This is a genomic window from Pseudomonas sp. IT-P44 (assembly GCF_949768225.1).
GTDB lineage: Bacteria > Pseudomonadota > Gammaproteobacteria > Pseudomonadales > Pseudomonadaceae > Aquipseudomonas > Aquipseudomonas migulae.
In genome coordinates, this window is sequence record NZ_CATKQM010000016.1 from 17,156 (window position 1) to 36,297 (window position 19,142).

General features: G+C 60.6%; 14 protein-coding genes. 2 read left to right on the forward strand and 12 right to left on the reverse strand.

Annotated features, from left to right (window positions below; genetic code table 11):
• The first annotated feature begins 35 nt into the window (after positions 1-35).
• Positions 36-4,628, forward strand: a complete 4,593-nt coding sequence (locus ACM6IO_RS10055; RefSeq protein ID WP_414911387.1) for a hypothetical protein — start codon at positions 36-38, stop codon at positions 4,626-4,628.
• Between the two features lie 51 nt (positions 4,629-4,679).
• Here the strand turns inward: ACM6IO_RS10055 and ACM6IO_RS10060 are convergent, their stop codons facing one another.
• The 12 genes from ACM6IO_RS10060 to cbiE all read right to left on the reverse strand — a co-directional run bounded on the left by ACM6IO_RS10060 (position 4,680) and on the right by cbiE (position 18,220).
• Entirely contained in the window at positions 4,680-5,690 is a 1,011-nt protein-coding gene (locus ACM6IO_RS10060; protein WP_414911388.1) for a FecCD family ABC transporter permease, read from the reverse strand.
• Entirely contained in the window at positions 5,687-6,634 is a 948-nt protein-coding gene (locus tag ACM6IO_RS10065; protein ID WP_008031216.1) for an ABC transporter substrate-binding protein, read from the reverse strand. The genes ACM6IO_RS10060 and ACM6IO_RS10065 overlap by 4 nt, the downstream gene beginning before the upstream one ends.
• On the reverse strand, positions 6,631-7,419 hold the full coding sequence (locus ACM6IO_RS10070) for an ABC transporter ATP-binding protein (protein ID WP_223553253.1): 789 nt from the start codon (positions 7,417-7,419) through the stop codon (positions 6,631-6,633). The genes ACM6IO_RS10065 and ACM6IO_RS10070 overlap by 4 nt, the downstream gene beginning before the upstream one ends.
• Before the next feature lie 116 nt (positions 7,420-7,535).
• The gene (locus ACM6IO_RS10075) at positions 7,536-9,656 is read right to left on the reverse strand and encodes a TonB-dependent receptor (protein WP_414911389.1); all 2,121 of its coding nucleotides are present in this window, start codon (positions 9,654-9,656) and stop codon (positions 7,536-7,538) included.
• 148 nt (positions 9,657-9,804) lie between these two features.
• A complete protein-coding gene (locus ACM6IO_RS10080; RefSeq protein ID WP_008038704.1) occupies positions 9,805-11,184 on the reverse strand; it encodes a PepSY-associated TM helix domain-containing protein in 1,380 nt (459 codons plus the stop codon).
• A 167-nt stretch (positions 11,185-11,351) separates the two neighbouring features.
• Positions 11,352-13,469: a TonB-dependent copper receptor gene (locus tag ACM6IO_RS10085; protein WP_414911390.1), complete on the reverse strand. Its 2,118-nt coding sequence runs from the start codon at positions 13,467-13,469 to the stop codon at positions 11,352-11,354.
• Positions 13,470-13,637: 168 nt separating this feature from the next.
• Positions 13,638-14,087 (reverse strand): DUF2946 domain-containing protein, encoded by a 450-nt coding sequence (locus ACM6IO_RS10090; protein ID WP_192226961.1) that lies wholly within the window; start codon positions 14,085-14,087, stop codon positions 13,638-13,640.
• Between the two features lie 21 nt (positions 14,088-14,108).
• Positions 14,109-14,588 carry a copper chaperone PCu(A)C gene (locus tag ACM6IO_RS10095; RefSeq protein WP_414911391.1) on the reverse strand — a complete coding sequence of 160 codons (480 nt, stop codon included), beginning with the start codon at positions 14,586-14,588 and terminating at the stop codon, positions 14,109-14,111.
• Between the two features lie 48 nt (positions 14,589-14,636).
• Positions 14,637-15,035 (reverse strand): DUF2946 domain-containing protein, encoded by a 399-nt coding sequence (locus tag ACM6IO_RS10100; RefSeq protein WP_192226963.1) that lies wholly within the window; start codon positions 15,033-15,035, stop codon positions 14,637-14,639.
• Between the two features lie 164 nt (positions 15,036-15,199).
• Positions 15,200-15,922: a cobalt-precorrin-6A reductase gene (locus ACM6IO_RS10105; protein ID WP_414911392.1), complete on the reverse strand. Its 723-nt coding sequence runs from the start codon at positions 15,920-15,922 to the stop codon at positions 15,200-15,202.
• The gene (locus tag ACM6IO_RS10110) at positions 15,919-17,016 is read right to left on the reverse strand and encodes a cobalt-precorrin-5B (C(1))-methyltransferase (RefSeq protein WP_414911393.1); all 1,098 of its coding nucleotides are present in this window, start codon (positions 17,014-17,016) and stop codon (positions 15,919-15,921) included. The genes ACM6IO_RS10105 and ACM6IO_RS10110 overlap by 4 nt, the downstream gene beginning before the upstream one ends.
• Positions 17,009-18,220 carry a precorrin-6y C5,15-methyltransferase (decarboxylating) subunit CbiE gene (gene cbiE, locus ACM6IO_RS10115; protein ID WP_414911394.1) on the reverse strand — a complete coding sequence of 404 codons (1,212 nt, stop codon included), beginning with the start codon at positions 18,218-18,220 and terminating at the stop codon, positions 17,009-17,011. Before cbiE ends, ACM6IO_RS10110 begins: the two co-directional genes overlap by 8 nt.
• 168 nt (positions 18,221-18,388) lie before the next feature.
• Between cbiE and ACM6IO_RS10120 the strand changes: the two genes are divergently transcribed.
• Positions 18,389-19,141, forward strand: a complete 753-nt coding sequence (locus ACM6IO_RS10120; RefSeq protein ID WP_414911395.1) for a hypothetical protein — start codon at positions 18,389-18,391, stop codon at positions 19,139-19,141.
• The last annotated feature ends 1 nt before the right edge of the window (position 19,142 follow it).

Below are 19,142 nucleotides of genomic sequence, written 5' to 3' on the forward strand. Positions count from 1 at the left end.
GGGAGTTCAGTGCCAAAACCCGGCAGGCGATAACTATGTACCACCTGCTGTGCTGCGAAATCTTGATCATCGTGGTTTCGAAATCAAGTGAGCAGCGCATGGATAGCACCTCTGGCAATACACCTTCAATCCCCCAGGAACCGGCCAAATTTCCCGCACTGGGACCGACGTTCATAAGCGCCGATGATGCAGCCTATTGGGCACACCGACAGATCGGCGCGCGTCGTGACAGAGCCTACGGCGGCGTGATCGTGCAGCGTGGCGATGGAAAATTTCAGCCCACGTTGCCTGTGGCCGGGAGGATGGGGCATTTCGATTTTGACACCTTGCTGTCTACCGGCCGCGTCGGAGAGCTATTTGCCCCACCGGGCTACAGTGGTGCGGCGTATTACCTGTCCCATTCGGCCAGCCACGCTGAAGTTCTGCGTGCTCATCCGCAGTGGACAGCCGAACAGATCAAGTTAGATCTCGGTTTTTTTTCGAGAGGGCATATCCTGACCCACATGCAGGACCCGGGCGCCTATGGCCAGCGCCACTATCTGTCGGGGCCGGATGACTCGTTGATCAAGTACGAGTCCACTCAGCCGGCAGAGGAGAAAAAACTCTTTGAACAGGGGTTCAAGTCTTTCGGGCCGTTCACCGATGTTGAACTTTTGATTCAGAAACTGGCCTCGATCGGCACGCTGAGCGTACTGGTGCCCAATGATCAGTGGGGTGGCGTACGAGGAAACGTGCCGGCGAACTGGACCCTTGGTACCGCCCTGGGACACAACCGGCCCGTCTCACAGCCTTTTTTTTGTGCCGTCTCCGATCAAGTGGACAAGGCTATCGAAGCCGCGGCAACGAGCGTATCCACAGTCTCCGGTAGTGTGTATCTGGGTTTTGTCGTCACGTCTGCCGGAAGTTCGGAATGCATGGCGACCTATCCGGTTCTCTCCAGCCAACTGAATGTGGCCATCGAGTTGTTCAATACCTTTCCGAGGAGATCCGATCACAAGCTGGAGAGGTTGCTCGATTTCGACCTGCATGGCGTTTACTTCCTGTCGCACAGTGATGGCGCGCAGAGTGCCAGCGATCCTTGGCTTTATGAGCACTTTATTTCACCGGAGGAGTTGGCTGCGGGTATCAAATTTTCGCTATGGGATGTTTATCGGCAGGAATACCCAGACTTCCTGAATGTGTACACCAGAACCCGGGATGGTGCCGTGTTGCAGTACCGCCCCTCGGCGAACATCCGTGAAGCTCTGTTGAAGGAGAGCGCGGATTTCAACGCTCGACTGAAGGCTGGCACGCTCAAGCCAGCAGACTACGTCAAGCAGGTGGCCGCAGCCGGCCAGCTGACAGTGCTGAAGGACAGCCAGTTGTGGGATGTTGTCGGGGACGTTGGCGCTGACTGGCAACCCTATGCCAGATCGAGGCGTTTGAGTCCCGCTTTTCTCATGGCGGACGATGCCGCACGTTTTGCGCACGAGTACATCGGCAGCCGGCGTGAACAAGGCTTCGCCGGGATGATTGTGCAGGATCAAAACAAACGCTTCGTTGCCACAGAACCGGTTTTTTCCGCAAAACCACGGTTTGTGCTGGACAGGCTGTGCCCCCTCGATGCCACCGGCGCACCGATCATGTTGCTCGAGGGATACTCGTTTCATGGGCTGTACGCTTCGCGCTGGCAAGCTGACTCAAGCGCCATTGTGCGTACCGACGAACAAGAGCAATTGACGCAGGCGCAAATGTTCACCACCGAAGACATTCGCTCGGTGCTCGACAAGAGCGCGCATGTTGTCGACTTTTACCTCTCCGGTTCGCCAGACAGCCTGCTGGTTTACAGTCCCGATCTATCGAAAGTGGCGGCCCGCAACAAAGTGCAAGAGCGAGTTGCCCTGCTCGCCGATGGCTCCACCCTGATCGACCGGGCGCTGGCGTCTGGCACGCTTGCCCCCGATACCGTTGTCGACGAACTGGCCGGAACCGGCCGATTGCGTGTGGTAGCCGGCAATGATGTGTGGGGGGCACGAGGAGCGGTGCTGGGTAAAGAGTCAACTCCCGCAGGCGTATCGCCTCCTTTGCTCGGGGCGATTTTTACCAGCGCCGAAGAAGCCGTATTGAGCGCCCGTCATCGCGCAAGGCTCGATTACCGAACGGCTGCGGCGGGTTGGGGATTCATTCTCAAGCACAAGGACCGCGATGAGTATGTGGCGACCGAAATGGTGCCGGTCGGGCGCCTGGGGGCATTGAACCAGGCGAGCGACTTTGGCGCTCCCGTATTGGTCGACGAATTTCGCACCTTCGCGCTCTATTACTCGGCAAGCTGGATTCCCGGCGGGTTATCGACAGTGGATGCCTGGTTTGCGCGGCACTTTGCGTGCGTGACCGATCTGGCGGCGGCGATTTATGACGACAAGGGCACCCAACGACTTACGCATTTTCAAGACCTGAACGTTTTTGTCGCGACACTGGATGGGGCCTTGTTGCGGTATCAACATTCGGCCACCTCAACCCGGTTCGACACGAAAGGTTTGCAGCAATTGAGGTCGCTGTTGGTCAACGGCACACCTCCCTATGCCGACGTCATTCAATTGATCGCCAAGGCCAGCGAGCTGAAGGTGTTGCACACCAGTGAACTGTGGGACGAGGCGGGTATTGTCGGTGCGGATTGGAAACCCTATGCGCAGATCCAGCGGCGAGCGCTCAGCCCGGTCTTTGTGTCGCAGGATGATGCAGTGCGCTATGCGCTGACGCAGTTGGACTCGCGGCGTGAGCGGATCTACGGTGGCCTGGTGCTGCGTCGGCTCGATGGTTGGTTTGTTGCGACTTTACCGGTGGCTGTCGAGATCGAAAACTTCCCTGCCAGCTGGATCCGCCTGGACGAATTGACCGAACAGGGGTTGTTTCTGGCTGGAAGCACGGTCGTCGCTCGCTACCATTCGCGAATGCAGGTCGAACCGGTTTTTGCGCTGTCGAACCGCGAGCGGGACGTGTACCTCGCTATGTTTTCCACCGATTTCATGTCGGCAATCCTGAGCGGCTCCGCGCTTTCGCCGTCTCTATCGCCCGGCAAGGAATATCTGTTGGGACTGGATGGCAGCCTGATCAGCTACACCCTCAGCGCCAGTGCTGCCGAAAAACAACTCGCGCGATCATTGGCCCCCGCCAGTCAATTGCAGCGCAGGCATACCCCGATAGAACTGCAAATGCGCAATGGCACGCTAACCCCGAGTGAGTATGTCAATCAGGTTGCAAGCGCCGGCCGGTTGCAAGTGATCAAGGGTAGTCGGTTGTGGGGGAAGGTCAGGCAGTTATCAGCATGGAGCGCTTATTCCGAGGGTGGCCCATCGCAAGTGCATCGGTCGGCCATTGCTGATCCGGCGCTCAGTCCGGTCTTCACGCAATTGAACGACGCCGTACGGCATGTCCACCGTGCGGTGGGCGCTCGAACCGGATTGAGGTTCGGGTTCGTGCTCAAGTCGCTGAACGCCGAGCGGTATGTGACGACGATGCCAATCGACGGGCGACAAGGAGGTCTTGCTGTAGAGAAGGTGTTTCCCGATGGCCTATTACCTCTGGGATACAGCGTTGAGGGAATCTATCTGTGTCCTTCGACCGGGACGGGACGACTGCCGCACGACTTGGATCAGAGTTTCATCTCTCCTCGGGATCTGATGTACGGGTTGGACGCTGTCCGTGTGCGCACCGGGGCAGTGACCACTTTTCTCAACGTTTTTGTGTCTTGTGCCGATGGCGCCTTGTTGCGATATAAACCCAAGGCCGGCGCACCGGAGTGGAGCCGGTTGCAGGTCGCGCTCGCCTACGAAAAGGTGCTGCAATCAGGGCACGAAACGCTGTTCGAGTATCTGCGCAAGGTGATCGCGAACGGTGAGTTGCAGGCAGTGGTGCGCAGCACTTTCTGGTCGCCGTTCAGGGTGGATGCCAAGGGTGTCAAAACCGGCATCGGGCTGGTGAGATGGGCGCCGGATAACCGCTTTGCCCTCGGGCCGGTATTTGCGCATGCCGATGATGCGGCTCGTTCGGCCCAAAGACTGATTGGCGAGTACGTCGGCCAGCAATATCTCGGAGGCGTCCTGATACACCAGGCATCGTCTTCGTTCGTTGCGGTCGAGCCGCGTGAGGACGGCCTCGACAGTGGCGCTGCCAGCGCACTGTTTTACTCAGGGCCGGGAGGGCCGATTGCCCCGGTCGCGGTACCAGGCGAGCAGCCGTTGCCATTGCCGGTTTTTCCGCGGGATTTCAAATGGGTGGCTGTTCATCAGTTCTACAAACGCTTCAACCTGTTCGTGAAGGACCCCAGTGCGTCTGATCAACTGCTACTGGACAACCTGGCCCTGGCGGACCTGTGGTTCAGCAGGGACGTGGTGAAAAAGAGCGGGGTCTCCGGCGGCAGCTGCTATTTCACCGGGCGAGGCGGGGCTCTGTTCAAATTCACCCCCAGCTTCTCGTCGCAGGAACGCGAATTTTTCAGCGAGGAGGCTAAGGACGGGGTCGCTGCATACCTCGCCAGACTCGCCAGCGTGGGACGGCTGGAAGTAGTGGACGCCGATGGTTACTGGCGCCGTCGCGGGCTTGTGAGCGCCAACTGGAAACCTGCGTTGCCTGGTCATGACGAACTGTAGAGGATCGTATTTTCACTGATGGAAGCCTGAGAAACTGACGTCCTCAAGTGCTCAGCGACGTCGCATCAGGCCGATGAAAAACAACCCGCCAATCGCCGCCGTGGCCACGCCAATCGGCAAGTCCTCGGGGGCGATCAGCGTGCGCGCAGCGACATCGACCCACACCAGAAATACGCTGCCCAACAATACGCACACCGGCAGCAATCGCCGGTGTTCGGCCCCGACCAGTCGCCGCGCAATGTGCGGCACCATCAGCCCGACAAACCCGATGGAGCCACTGATCGACACCAGCACGCCCGTCATCAGCGACGCAATCAAAAACACCCGCAACCGCACGGTGCGGGCATTGAGCCCGAGGGTCACGGCTGTCTGTTCACCGGCCATCAAGGCGTTCAGCGGTCGGGCCATGCCAAGCAACAAAACCAGCCCGAGCAGCACACTGGCTGCCGGCACCGCGAGCAATTCCCCGCGTGCCAACCCGAGCCCGCCGAGCATCCAGAACATCACCGCCGAACTGGCGCGATGATCGCCGAGAAACAGCAGCAGATTGGCGATGGCCATCATCACGAACGATACCGCCACACCGCACAGCAGCAGCCGATCACTGTCCAGGCGACCGTTGCGGTTGGCGATCATCAGCACGATCAGCATGCTCAGCAGCGCGCCAATAAATGCGGCAATCGGCAACGTCAGCAGGCCGACAATTTCACCGACATGCAGCACCACGATCACCGCGCCGAGGGTGGCGCCGGAGGTCACGCCGAGCAGGTGCGGATCGGCCAGCGGATTGCGCGTCACCGCTTGCAGCACCGCACCGATCAGCGCCAGGCCGGCACCGACCAAGGCGCCAAGCAACATGCGCGGCACGCGGATCAGCCACACGATGTGTTCCTGCCCGGCCGTCCAGCTCACCTCGCCAAAACCGAACACCTTGTGCAGCAAAATTCGCCACACCACGTCCACCGGCACCCGCGCCGGGCCGAAGCCCAGCGACACCACGCACGACACCAGCAACAACGCGCCGAGGGCAATCAGCAACAGGGCGTAGCGACGATTGATCATTCGCCGTGGAAACCTTTGGCCAGGGTTTCAACCGCCAACACGTTGTCGATCCCCGGCGTGGCCTGCACATACGGAATGACGATGAAGCGCTGGTTCTTGATTGCGTCAACCGATTGCAGCGCCTTGTTATCGAGCAGGAATTGCGTCTTCTGTTCAGCAGTAACTTCACCGTAATCGACGATCACGATCACCTGCGGATTGCGCTCGACCACGTTCTCCCAATTCACGCGGGTCCAGCTCGCTTCGACGTCATCCAGAATGTTGCTCCCGCCCGCCGCGTCGATCAGCGCTTGCGGCATGCCCAGGCGACCCGAGGTCATGGCGCGGTCTTCGCCACTGTCGTAGAGGAACACCCGGGGTTTGTCCGTCGGCAGATCCTTGCGCACATCAGCGACTTGCGCCTGCATGTCGGCGATCAATGCATTGGCGCGATCCTGCACGTCGAAGATTTTGCCGAGGTTGCGCAGGTCGTTGTAGGTGTCTTCCAGGCTGGCCGGTGGACGCTTCATGACGAAGGCGCAGGACTCGGTCAGCTCATAGACGTTGATGCCCAGCGGTTGCAAGGTTTGCGGCGTGAGATCACCGCCCACGCGCATACCGTAATCCCAACCGGCGAAGAAGAAATCGACGTTGGCGTTGAGCAGGGTTTCCACTGAAGGGTACTTGGCCGCCAGCTCCGGCAGGCCGTCGAGGATGGTCTGCATTTGGGGCGTGACCGACTTCCAGCCACTGACACCGCTGTAACCGGCCATGCTCGGTTTGAGGCCGAGAGCGAGCATCATCTGCGTCATGTTGATGTCGTGGCTGACCGCGTGTTTCGGCGCTTGCGTGAAGGTAACGTCGCGGTTGCAGCTCTGGATCGTCAGCGGATATTTCGTTGCTTCGGCAAACGCTTGGCTACTGCCCAGCAACAGAGCAACGCACAGCAGGGAACGCAAAGTCATGGTTGGGTTATCCAGGTGATTCGTGGGTAGCCGTGCAAAGGGTGTTCATCGATCAGCGCTTCGACGCCGAACACATCACGCAGCAGTGGGGCGGTCAGGACTTCCTTTGGTGTGCCGCTGGCGACGATGCGGCCGTGATTGAGCACGTACAGCCGATCACAGAACGCGGCGGCGAGATTGAGGTCGTGGATGCTCGCCAGGGTGCCGATCTGCAGGCGTTTGACCAGTTGCAGTAACTCAAGCTGATAGCGCGGGTCGAGGTGGTTGGTCGGCTCGTCGAGGATCAACACTTGCGGTTGCTGGGCCAGGGCGCGGGCGAGGATCACGCGTTGTTTTTCACCGCCGGAGAGCGTGGCGAAAGCGTGGTCTTCGAAACCGTTGAGGCCGACGGATTCCAGTGCTTGCGTTGCGAGATTGCGGTCTTCGAGGGTGTCACCGTCGAACAGGCCTTTGTGCGGTGTGCGGCCCATGGCGACCACTTCATCGACGGTCAGGCCGAAGGCGTCGGGGAACTCCTGCAGCACCACGGCGATGCGTTGCGCGCACCAGCGCGAGGATTGTTTCCAGACGTTGTGGTGGTCGAGCCGGACCTCACCGTTTTCCGGTTTGCTGAAGCGATAGGCGCACCGCAGCAGGCTGGTCTTGCCGCTGCCGTTGGGGCCGATCAACCCGACAAACTCACCGGCGGCCACGTGCAACGAGGCATCACGCAGTTGGAACTGGTGATGACAGTGGCCGTGGCCCAGGGGTGTCCAGGCGAGGTTGGTGAGGTTCAGCGAGGTCATGCATTTACTCAGAGATATTTGGTGATGCTGATGACGCCTTCGCGGGCAAGCCTCGCTCCTACAGGATTTGCGCAATCCCTGTAGGAGCGAGGCTTGCCCGCGAAGGGGCCCTTGAATCAAAAGGTGTAGTCAGCTGTGACAAAGAACGAACGCGGCTCACCCAGAATCCACTGCTGCCCCTCATTGTATTGGCTTTGCGCATACTGGCGGTCAAACAGATTGTTCACCTGCAGCCCCAGCGTCGTATTGCGCAGCGCTTTCCATGACAACGTGGCATCGACGACGGTGTAGCTCGGCAGCTCGTTCTGGTTGGCCATGTCGGCATAACGCGCGTCAACGTAACGCACGCCAGCCCCGGCCTTCAGGTCTTCGCTGAGTGCTTTGCTCAGCCACAGATTCGCCGTGCGACGAGGCACATCCACCGGACGATTGCCGTTGCGCGACACCGGCACGCCGGCGACCACTTCTTCGAAATCGTCGTACTTCGCTTTGACGATGGCCGCGTTGGCCTGCAGTTGCCAGGCGTATGGCAATTGCAGATCGAGGCTGGCTTCCAGGCCATTGGACGATTGTTGGCCGACCTGTTGTTTTAACGTCGGGTTGCCCGGATCGTCGGTCAGCAGTTTCTTTTTGACGATGCGATAAGCCGCCAGCGTCCACTCGCCGCGTTGATCCCAGAACATCTGCTTCACACCGATCTCGGTCTGTTTCGCCGTGGCCAGGTCATATTGCTGCTGGCTCGGGCTCAGGGAAATCAGGCCGCCGACACCGTCGGTGCTGGTGGCGTACTGACCGTAGAACGAAGTGTCCGGGGTCACGGCGAACACCAGCCCGGCCTTCCAGTTGTTGCCGGTCAGGGTCTTGTCGCTCTGGCTGCCATCGACCAGATTGTCGCGATCGACGTGCACGTAGTCGCGACGCACACCGGTCACCAGCGACCAGCGCTCGCTCAACTGCGTGCGGTTTTCGGCAAAGGCCGACATCTGTTTGGTGGTGCTCTGGAACTGGTCGCGATACGGATTGGCACTTTCAAAACTGCCACGTTGTGGATGATACAAATCGATCGGCTGGCCATCGGGCAACACGTCATTGAACGGCGAGTTGCTGTCGAGCTGGAAGCGGATGCGGTTGTAATCGACACCGGTCACGGTCTGGCTGTCGAGACCGAACAGAGAATGCTTGAAGGTGAAGGTCTGACGGTCGCCGACCTGTTCCTGCCGGTGGCCGATGCCGAAATAGCCACTGCGGCTGAGCTGCTGTGCGTCGCGGTCGAAGTTGTAGTTTTCGGCGTTCTGCCAGCGGCGCTGGGCCTTGAGGTAATACAGCTCGTTGCTCGCGCTGACGTTATCGGAAATTTGCCAGTCGCTGGTCAGGCGCGTCCATTGATCGTTGTAGTGCTGCTTGTCGTTGCTGACGTTGTAGTTCTTGTCGCGCAGACCTTCGTGGAAGCGGCCGTTGATCAATGGCGTGCCGAAGTAGTTCATCGGGTTCTGGTCGCCGTAGTCGTGGGCGAGGGTGAATGCCAGATCGTCCGTGGCCTGCCAGCGCAGGGCCGCGCTGACGAAGTCGCTGGAGGAATCGCCGCGATCGACCCAACCGTTGCTGCGCAGGCGATTGAGGTTCAAGCGATAACTCAGGGTATCGCTCAGCGAACCGCCGCTGTCGAATGCTTGTTGCTGACTGTCGTAAGAGCCGTAACCGAGACGCACGTGGTTTTCGATCTCGCCTTCGAAGGGCTTTTTCGGGATCACGTTGACCACCGCACCCGTCGCGCCTTCGCCGTACAACACCGAAGCCGGGCCGCGCAGCACATCGACACGCTCCACCGACCAGGTGTCGACGGGGAAGGTCACGGTGCCCATGCCGGTGTACATCCGGTTGCCGTCATACAACTGCATCACCGAGTTCTGCCCGGTAAAGCCTCGTGCGGACAACGAGGTTCCGCCGTCGCCCGGCGTGCCGGTGCGGCTGATCCCGGTGCTGCGCGAGGCCGCGTCCTGCACGCTGCGGTCACCGCGCGCGCGGATCTGTTCGCCAGTCAGGCTTTCCACACTGGCGGGTGTTTCCAGAGCCGTGAGGTTCAGACGCGAACCGGCGGTGGTCGGCGTGTCGAGGTTGACGGTTTCGTCGTCAACGGCCGGTGCGGTGATGGTGCCGGCGGGCAGCGTCAACGATTGCGCGTGGGCGCTGTTGTTCAGGGCGAGCAGGCAGAGGCCGGACAAGAGGTACTTGTTCATCGGGTGGGTGACACTTCTTCCAAAAGAAAACCCGCAGCAATGGCTGCGGGTTGGGCGGTGCATTTGCGTTATACAGTAACACTAAAAATGACCGAGCGATAAGCGCCGGAAGTCTACAGATCCCTCTAAAACGCGCATCTCGCCTGTTTCATGATGAAGATGAGGCTGATTCAGTTTGTCGGGTGAATCGCGACAACAGCACTCGATCCAGCAACCAGACCACCACCAGCGAAGCGCCCACCAACGGAAACGCCACCGCCAGCACCAGCATGATCGCTACCCCTGTTTTCCATTTCGGCAGGTCGTGGCGCAGCGGTGGAACACCGAACTTGCCTTGTGGCCGACGCTTCCACCAGATCACCACGCCGCTGACGGCACTGAGCAGAATCATCAGGCAGATCAGCAGCACGATGATCTGGTTGAGCACCCCGAACATCTTGCCTTCGTGCAACATCACGCCGGTTTCCGTGGCGCGGGCCACGGGGCCGTAATGTTCCCAGCGCACGTCGGCGAGGACGTTGCCGGTGTACTGATCGACATGCAGGGTCGCGTCGTTGCGCGGGTCATCGGCGAATACGGCAATGGTGAATACGCCGGTGGCCGTGGTCGGGAAAGTAATGCTGTAACCCGGCTCGACCTTGCGTTGCACGGCGATGTTCTGCACGTCTTGCAGGCTGATGGTCGGGGCGGCGGGGCCGGGTTGCGCACTGTCGTGGGCCATGTGTTCGGCGTGGTCGCCGGACATCGGCATCGGCGTGTTTTCCATCGCCCATGGCACGGTCTGGCGCGTGGCGGTGTTGAGGCTGCGGGCCTCGACGTCGGACTTGGGCATGTCATTCCACATGGCATCCGGGAACACGTTCCAGACCCCGGCGTATTGCTTGCCCCAGAACCCGGTCCAGGTCATGCCGCTGAGCAGCATCACCAGCAGAAACGCTGCGCCCCAGAACCCGGTGACGGCATGCAGGTCGCGCCACAGCACGCGACCGCGACTGCTCAGGCGCGGCCATAAAATGCCGGCCGCCTGGCCTCGCGGCCACCACAGGAAGACCCCGGAAACCACCAGCACGATGCCCCAGCCAGCGGCCAGTTCGATCAGCCGGTCACCGACCGTGCCGATCATCAACTCGCCATGAATCGCTCGCGCTATCGCTTGCAGATTCTTCTTGGCGTCTTGCTCGCCGAGGATATCGCCGTGGTACGGGTCGACGAAAACGTTCAGCTCATTGCCGCCATTGAGTACGACAAATTGCGCGCTGCGTTCGGCGTTGACCGGCGGCAGGTATTGCTTGATCGTCGCTTGTGGATACGCGTCTTTCACCCGCTTGAGCAAGTCGTCGGCCGGGACGCTGTGATGGCCGGCCGGGACGTTCATCAGGCTGTCGTACATCAACGAGTCGAGTTGCGGCTTGAATAGGTAAATGACACCGGTCAGGGCCAGCATCACCATGAATGGCGCGACGAACAGACCGGCATAGAAATGCCAGCGCCAGGCCAGGTTATAGAAATTCGGTTTGGGCTGTTTCATCGGTTGTGCTCCGCTTGGCTTGGTACTTTTGTTGTTGTCTGGTGACTGCTGTGCAGTCATTCGCGGGCGAGCCTCGCTCCTACAGGTCCAGTGGCGTTCGCACCGATTGTGATCGACGCGAATTTTGTAGGAGCAGGGGGGACGCCTAGTCCTTGCCCGCGAAGCTTTTAGAAGCTCATATCCACCTTGGTCCAGAGCGTTCGCCCCGGTTCTTTAATGGCCTGCGGGTCATTGGCCGGGTAGCCAAAACCGGCGTTGCCGGCCAGGTTCAAATGCTCGGCGTACGCCTTGCCGAACAGGTTGTCGACGCCGCTGCTGACCTTCCAGTTCTTGTTGATCCGATAGGCGCCATTGAGCGAGAACACGCCGAACCCCGAGGACTTGTCGAAGTCCTTGCCGACCACGTTGCCCTTGTTCTGATCAATGCGGTTTTGCGCCGCGACCACTCGCCACAAGGCGCCGGCGCTCCAGTTGTCTTCGCTGTAGGTCAGGCCGAATCGCGCGTCCAGCGGCGGCATTTGCGGCAATGCCTTGCCATCGCTGCTGTTCTTGCCCCAGGCGTAGGCCAGGGTTGCGTCGGCCTTCCAGTTCGACGTCAGCCTGTAGGCCGCCCCGAGTTCACCGCCCATGATCCGCGCGTCGATGTTCTCGGCTTGCGAGGTCGTGCCCATCATTCCCGTCTTGTAATTGAACAGGATGTAATCGCGTACCTGTCCGACGTAACCCGAGGCCCAGGCTTCGAGGTCTTCGGTCTTGTATTGCAGGCCGAAGTCGAGCTGGGTGGTTTTTTCAGGCTTGATCGAGTCGAAGGCGTTTACCGAGCCGGCAGGTCCCGAGTTGGGCGAAAACAGCTCCCAGTAATCCGGGAAACGCTGGGTGTGACCGAGGCCTGCGTACAGCGTGGTCGGGCTGTCTGCCAGATCATGCTCGTAACGGACGAAGCCGCTTGGCAGGGTGTCGGCGCGGGTGTCGTCGGCGGTCGGGTTGGCGCGGGTCATCATCCCCGAGCCAGTGGTCTGCCGAAAATCCTTGGCTGAAGCACGGTCCAGTCGCGCGCCGGTAATCAGTCGATCACGGTCGGCGGCGTACCAGGTCAGTTCGCTGAACACGCCGTAGTTATGGAAATCGGCGTCCTTGTTGCGCGGCAGATCCTTGTAGGTGTCGATGCCCATGGCGCTGCGCTTGCGGTGTTCGCTGGTCTGCGCGTCGATGCCGCTGATCAATTGCACATCGGCCCAGCGCCACGTGGCTTTGATCCGCGCGCCCAGGGTTCGACGATCGACACTGGAAGCCATCGGGCCGGCCATCATCCCGGTGCCGGACGGCGTGCGCAGGGTGTAGTTGTCCATCACGTGGTCGGCGTAGTTGTAGTAGATCTGTGCTTCGACCTTGTCGAGCACGTCGCCGATATTGGACTTCTCGAAACGCAGGCCGAGGCTTTCGCGCTTGAACTGCGCGCCGTCCATGCCGCGTCCGGCGTAACGGGCTTCGCCATCGCCTTTGCCGGCGGTCAGCTCCAGCAGGGTGTCGGCGTCCGGGGTCCAGCCGAGTGCCACGTCGCCATTCCACTTGTCGTAACGCGAGGCCACGGTGTCGTTGTTGCCGTCCCGATAGTCGTCGGAATGCGCGGTGTTGCCGATCACTCGCACGTAACCCAATGACCCGCCGGCAGCGGCGTCCACTACTTTGTCGAAACGGCCGTTGGAGCCGGCCAGTATGCTGGCATTCACTCGGGTGCCGAGTTCGCCGAAGCTTTCCGGGTCACGGTCGAACAAGATGGTGCCGGCGGATGCGCCCGGCCCCCAAAGTACCGTTTGCGGGCCTTTGATGACGGTGAGTTTGTCGTAGGTTTCCGGTGATATGTAGGAGGTCGGTGCGTCCATCCGGCCGGGGCAGGCGCCGAGCATCTGGCCGCCGTTGGTGAGGATGTTCAGGCGCGAGCCGAACATGCCGCGCAGCACCGGGTCACCGTTGGTGCCGCCATTGCGCACCAGGGCGAAGCCGGGGATGGTCTTCAAGTAGTCACCACCGTCGCTGGCCGGCACCGGTTGGCGTGGGTCTTTGGGGTTGGTGACGATGGTCAGCGGCGAACTCGGTGCGATGGCGGTGATCACCGTCGGGCTCAGTTCTTCACTGTGGCCGGCATGATCATCGGCCAGCACCATCGGTGTCAGCAGTACGCCGCAAAGAACGGCGGTGGCGTGCCTGAAACGAACGCGCGTTTCGTTCAGGGCAAAAGAAGCTTGGGCGGCGCTCAAGCGTGTGTCAGCAGAAAACCTGGACATGACAATTTCCATCGAACAGTCGTAAACGACACGGCCGGCAGCCTGCGCAATGCCTGTGGGGGCGGGCGTGCTCGCGATGTGGGTGGGTCAGCCCCACCGCTTTCGCGAGCAAGCCCGCTCCCCCAGGTTGCTTTGCTGTCTTCTAACCGTGTGAGATTGGGGAGGTGTTTACGCGACGATGGGCGGGGCGCGGGTGCGGGCGCCGGGGAAGAAGGTTTGCCGGGCGTGGCCCAGGCGGGTGGCGGGTGTACTGAAGGTGCTGGTTTTTGGGGCGTCGAATGCAACGAAAGACTGGCCGCCCGTCAGCGCCGGGCAGTTGAACAGCAGGCTGCAATAACCGCACTTTTCCCAGATCGCATGATGGGAGGTTTTGGGTGGACAGTGCTCGGCGGCGGGTGTCGCGCCGTGCTCGCCGTGCGCCATCGCTGACATGTCCATGCTCATGTCCATCGACATGTTCATGGACATCGAAGAGGCGCGCTGATCCATCGGCATCGACTGAGAAATCAGCGGGCCGATGAAGATCATCAACATGGCGAACAGGCTGATCCAGCTGCCGCGTGTCAGGCTCAATGGCTGACGACGGGGCGCGGATGGCCTGGCGCTAAGCGGGCGCATGGGCGTATTCAGCTCTGGCAGTTACGGATTGTGTGCGTGCACTTGCACGCCGCCCGGTGCGGTTTTCTGCACCGAGACTTCGACCGTCACGTCACCGGACTTTTCGAAATGCATCGTCAGCGGGAACCGCTTGCCGTCGCTCAGCAGGCTGCGGTCTTTCAGTTCCAGCAGCATCACGTGGTACGCCATCGGTGCAAACGTGACGTCGCCGCCAGCCGGGATTTCGACGGTTGGCACCTGCTGCATTTTCATCAGATCGTTCTGCATCACGTGCTCGTGCAATTGGGCGACGCCTGCAATCGGCGAGTCGACGCTGAGCAGTTTGTCGGCGGTTTTGCCGGGGTTTTGAATCACGAAGTAAGCCGCAACGGTCGGCGCGTTCGGTGGCAATTCCTGTGACCACGGATGAGCGATTTGCAGTTCGCCAGCCTTGTATTCATGGGCATTGGCAAAGCAGGCAGGCAGCAGCAATGCAGCCAGAACGATGAGTTTGTTCAACATGGCAGTTCTCCAGAACGATTCAAAACGCAGGTCAATTGCGAGAAGAAATCACACCAGAGGGGATGCGCGGGGGTTGAGATTCGGCCATTGCTGGCGCGGAGTAGGGGTGTCGAGAGCGGTGGCGGGCAGGCTTCGATGGGACTCGAAACGCGCGAAATACAACTGCGGCACATGCCCGGGCAACGCCACCAATGGCGCAGAACCGGAACAGCACCAGCAATGCTGCATGTTGGAATGAATGTCGTTCTGCGGAGCTTTCTGATCAAGCGTCCCCAGAGAAATCGCCACCATCTTCGTGCCGGTGGACGAGCAGAAACTGCCCCACAACACCTGTTCGGCCGGCGATTTCGCCGTCTGCGCCATCGCTCCGGTCATCGGCATGGCGAGCATGTTGAACAGCACTGCGAAGCAGGCTATCCAGGCAATTGCGAGCCGTTGTCGGGACATGGGACAGATCCGGTTGGGTGGGAGATCAGGCGCGGCTATTTAGCCTGATCAGTGCCGATAAGTAAAAACGCGGCCTGCGGTTTGGTGTCGCAGCGTGTTTCAAATGAGTGTAGCGGCTCCCATTTGAAATGCCGGGGGCTGGCCCGGGAATAATTACTGATCGGTCAGAGTATTTCGGCGAGCGCCTCCAACACCTGCACTACCGACCCAAACTCCCGCTCCACCCCCGGCAACACCGGCCGCTTCAACACCAGCACCGGCACCCCACGCTCCCGCGCCACTTCGAGTTTCGGCTCGGTGGCGGTGCTGCCGCTGTTTTTGCTGATCAGCACATCGATCTGCCGGCGCTCGAACAACTCACGTTCATCCTCGATCAGAAACGGCCCGCGTGCGCCGATCACTTCGCAGCGCTCGTTGCCCGGATAAACGTCCAGGGCGCGCAGCGTCCAGAATTGCTGCGCAGGGATTTCATGCAGGTGTTGCAAGGGTTCGCGGCCGAGGGTGAACAGTGGTCGGCGGAACGGTTTGAGTGCTTCGATCAATTCGGCCCAGTCACTGACTTCGCGCCAGTCATCCCCGGCTTGTGGTTGCCAGGCCGGGCGGCGCAGTGCCCAGCAGGGAACGCCGGACATTCGCGCGGCGGTCGCGGCGTTCTGGCTGATTTGCGCGGCGTAGGGATGCGTCGCGTCCAGCAGCAGATCGATCCCTTCGTCGCGGATGAATTGCGCCAGGCCATCCGCGCCGCCATACCCGCCAACGCGAACCCGACAGGTCAGATCGGTCGGCACACGACCGACGCCGGCCAGGCTGTAGATGTGTTGCGGCCCCAGCGTGCGGGCGATGGCCAGCGCTTCCGTCACGCCGCCGAGCAGCAATAGGCGTTTCATTGAAAAGCTCCTGCGTGGCCGACAATCCCGCCTTGTCGATCGATGGCAAACACTTCGACCTGAACCTGCGCCGGCACCACACTGCGGGCAAAATCCAGTGCGTGCCGGCATACCGCGTCGCCGAGTGCGATGCCGGCGGCGCTGGCCATGGCCAAGGCCTGTTGACTGGTGTTGGCTTCACGCATTGCCTGCTGCAGCGCTTCGTCCGCGCCGACCGCCGCAGCCCATTCGGCCAGTTGCGGCAGGTCGATGCTCGAATGCCGACTGTGCAGATCCATGTGTCCGGCCGCCAGTTTGCTGATCTTGCCGAAACCACCACAAATGCTGAGTTTGGCCACCGGCACTTTGCGCAGGTGTTTGAGCACCGCACCGACGAAATCGCCCATTTCGATCAGGGCGATTTCCGGCAGGTCGTAGACTCGGCGCATGGTGTCTTCGCTGGCGTTGCCGGTGCACGCGGCGATGTGCAGGTAACCGTTGGTTTTCGCCACGTCGATGCCCTGATGGATCGAGGCAATGTACGCCGCACAGGAAAACGGCCGGACGATACCGCTGGTGCCGAGAATCGACAGGCCACCGAGAATGCCCAGCCGAGGGTTCATGGTTTTCAACGCCAGCGCCTCGCCGCCCTCGACATTCACCGTGACCTCAAAGCCGCCGGGGTAATCGAGCTCTTGCGCGAGTGAGGTCAAATGATCGCTGATCATCTTGCGCGGCACCGGGTTGATCGCCGGCTCGCCGACGCCCAGCACCAGGCCCGGCCGGGTGACGGTGCCGACACCACGACCGGCACAGAAACGAATGCCCGGTTCTGCGCACAGGCGCACCCGGGAATAGAGCAGCGCGCCGTGGGTCACGTCCGGATCGTCACCGGCATCCTTGATCGTTCCAGCTTCGGCGCCGTCATCCAGCAATCGGCAGAATTCCAGGCGCATCTGCACACGCTTGCCTTTGGGCAGGACGATGTCCACGGCGTCTGCACTCGTTCCGCCGAGCAGCAATCGAGCGGCCGCCAGGCTGGTGGCGGTGGCGCAGCTGCCGGTGGTCAGGCCGCTGCGCAGCGGTGCGGGTTGTTCGGCGGTTTCGTCACGCATCGAAAGGTTTGACCACGTCGAGCAAAGTAATCGGCAAGGCCTGGCGCCAGGTATCGAAGTCGCCCAGCGGTTGCGCCTGGGCGATATGAATACGCGTCAGCTCGCCGCCATGTTGCTCGCGCCAGGCCATCAGGGTCATTTCACTTTGTAGCGTGACCGCGTTGGCGATCAGTCGGCCACCGGGTTTGAGCCCTGCCCAGCAAGTGTCCAGCACACCTTCGCGGGTGACGCCGCCACCGATGAAGATCGCGTCCGGGCGTTCCAGACCTGTTAGGGCTTGCGGCGCACTGCCGCGAACCAATTGCAGGCCGGGCACGCCGAGCGCGTCGCGGTTGTGCTCGATCAACAGTTGCCGACCTTCATCGGCCTCGATCGCCAGCGCCCGGCAACCCGGATGGGCGCGCATCCATTCGATGCCGATCGAACCGCTGCCGGCGCCGACGTCCCACAACAGTTCACCGGGAACCGGGGCCAGGCGCGCGAGGGTGATTGCACGCACATCGCGCTTGGTCAGTTGACCGTCGTGCCTGAACGCCGAATCCGGCAGGCCGGCCAGTCGCGAAAGGCGCGGCGTGTCGGGGTCGGCGATGCACTCGATGGCGATCAGGTTGAGGTCGGCGATTGCCGGGTCGGCCCAGTCGTTGGCGACACCGTCGATGCGTCGCTCAGCCTCGCCACCCAAATGTTCCAGCACGCTCAGGCGGCTCGGCCCGAAACCACGTTCGCGCAACAACGCCGCTATTGCGGCGGGGCTTTGCCCGTCGTTGCTGAGCACCAACAAGCGAACACCGCTGAACAACTGCGCGTTAAGCGCCGCGACCGGGCGAGCGACCACCGACAGCGTGACCACATCCTGCAACGGCCAGCCCATTCGCGCGGCCGCCAGAGAGCAGGAAGAGGGTGCAGGCAGGATCAGCATTTCCGCGCTGGGCAATTGCCGGGCGAGGCTGGCGCCGACACCGAAGAACATCGGATCGCCGCTGGCCATCACGCACACCGGCTCACCCCGCAAGGCAAACAACGCATCGAGGGAGAACGGCGTCGGCCAGAGTTTGCGTTCGCCACGGATGCAGGGCGGCAGCAGGTCCAGTTGCCGCTGACTGCCGAAGATCTTCGAGGCAGCCAGCAACGCATGCCGGGCATTCCTGCCCAAACCCTTGAAGCCGTCTTCACCAATGCCTGTCACGGTCAGCCAGCGTGCCATGTGTGATCTCTATTCATCTGCATAAAGCGGCACATGATAACGCGGCAGACGCGGAGGCGAGTAATAGAATGTTTTAAGTTGGTTTGATTAGTCTGTAGCTGGTCGTAGTTAAGTTATGTAGTTTGAATATTCATGCACTCATTTGATAATGGTTGAAAGGAATTGACTATGGTTATTGATAAAACAGGGAGCCTGGACTTGATGGCTTATTCCGATGCGTTCAACCGAGACTTCGCGCCACGGCAAACAAAGAACTCTCGACTTTACGCCTCTCAGGATCAGCAAGGCGCTGCCGGATCGCTATCGGGTGGCAACCTGATCAGCACGGCCAGGGGCGTGTCGCGTCAGGACAAGCGTGACGTCAACTCCAGCGTGCGTTATGCGCAGTGGTATGCGAGTCAGCAGCGCAATAGGGACACAGATCCGCAAGGCTGGTTTTCCTTGTTTGCCGTGGTGTTATGGGACTTGGGTTGGGAAATTGACGAGCGCAAGGTTGTCGAGAAAAGTTACAGTCACTTTGCAGGCAAAGTGACTCAGATTTATTTGAACAGAATTGCCGCTGTTAACAATCAGATGGCGATAGTTACAAAAAACATGTTTGAATCATTGTTGGCTAATTCGTCGGCGCTTTGGTCATTGGCCACTGAAAGTCGGCGTGGCAGGGAGTTTTCCATTGCTCCCGCTGAGTACGACAAACAAGGGAAGTTATCACTGGACCTGAATGACTTTTCGCTTCGGGCGCTGGCACAGCGGGAAGATTTTCTGTTTTGGGACTGGAAGGAAGGCAACGTGACGCTCACGCATCGAGCCGCTCCCTTGACCCTGAACAGAGCCCGCTTCGACGAAGTCCGCCCGCAGTTGAACGATCGGCTCGACCGGATCGCTGACGCCATTTTCGAGTTTTATTCAGAGCGCCTATGAG

Excerpts from the sequence above, each read along its gene's own strand:
- ACM6IO_RS10110 (WP_414911393.1), bottom strand. The coding sequence starts at position 17,016 with ATGCGTGACGAAACCGCCGAACAACCCGCACCGCTGCGCAGCGGCCTG.
- ACM6IO_RS10075 (WP_414911389.1), bottom strand. The coding sequence starts at position 9,656 with ATGAACAAGTACCTCTTGTCCGGCCTCTGCCTGCTCGCCCTGAACAAC.
- ACM6IO_RS10080 (WP_008038704.1), bottom strand. The coding sequence starts at position 11,184 with ATGAAACAGCCCAAACCGAATTTCTATAACCTGGCCTGGCGCTGGCAT.
- ACM6IO_RS10070 (WP_223553253.1), bottom strand. The coding sequence starts at position 7,419 with ATGACCTCGCTGAACCTCACCAACCTCGCCTGGACACCCCTGGGCCAC.
- ACM6IO_RS10105 (WP_414911392.1), bottom strand. The coding sequence starts at position 15,922 with ATGAAACGCCTATTGCTGCTCGGCGGCGTGACGGAAGCGCTGGCCATC.
- ACM6IO_RS10055 (WP_414911387.1), top strand. The coding sequence starts at position 36 with ATGTACCACCTGCTGTGCTGCGAAATCTTGATCATCGTGGTTTCGAAA.
- ACM6IO_RS10100 (WP_192226963.1), bottom strand. The coding sequence starts at position 15,035 with ATGTCCCGACAACGGCTCGCAATTGCCTGGATAGCCTGCTTCGCAGTG.
- ACM6IO_RS10095 (WP_414911391.1), bottom strand. The coding sequence starts at position 14,588 with ATGTTGAACAAACTCATCGTTCTGGCTGCATTGCTGCTGCCTGCCTGC.
- ACM6IO_RS10120 (WP_414911395.1), top strand. The coding sequence starts at position 18,389 with ATGGTTATTGATAAAACAGGGAGCCTGGACTTGATGGCTTATTCCGAT.
- ACM6IO_RS10090 (WP_192226961.1), bottom strand. The coding sequence starts at position 14,087 with ATGCGCCCGCTTAGCGCCAGGCCATCCGCGCCCCGTCGTCAGCCATTG.
- ACM6IO_RS10065 (WP_008031216.1), bottom strand. The coding sequence starts at position 6,634 with ATGACTTTGCGTTCCCTGCTGTGCGTTGCTCTGTTGCTGGGCAGTAGC.
- ACM6IO_RS10085 (WP_414911390.1), bottom strand. The coding sequence starts at position 13,469 with ATGTCCAGGTTTTCTGCTGACACACGCTTGAGCGCCGCCCAAGCTTCT.
- ACM6IO_RS10060 (WP_414911388.1), bottom strand. The coding sequence starts at position 5,690 with ATGATCAATCGTCGCTACGCCCTGTTGCTGATTGCCCTCGGCGCGTTG.
- cbiE (WP_414911394.1), bottom strand. The coding sequence starts at position 18,220 with ATGGCACGCTGGCTGACCGTGACAGGCATTGGTGAAGACGGCTTCAAG.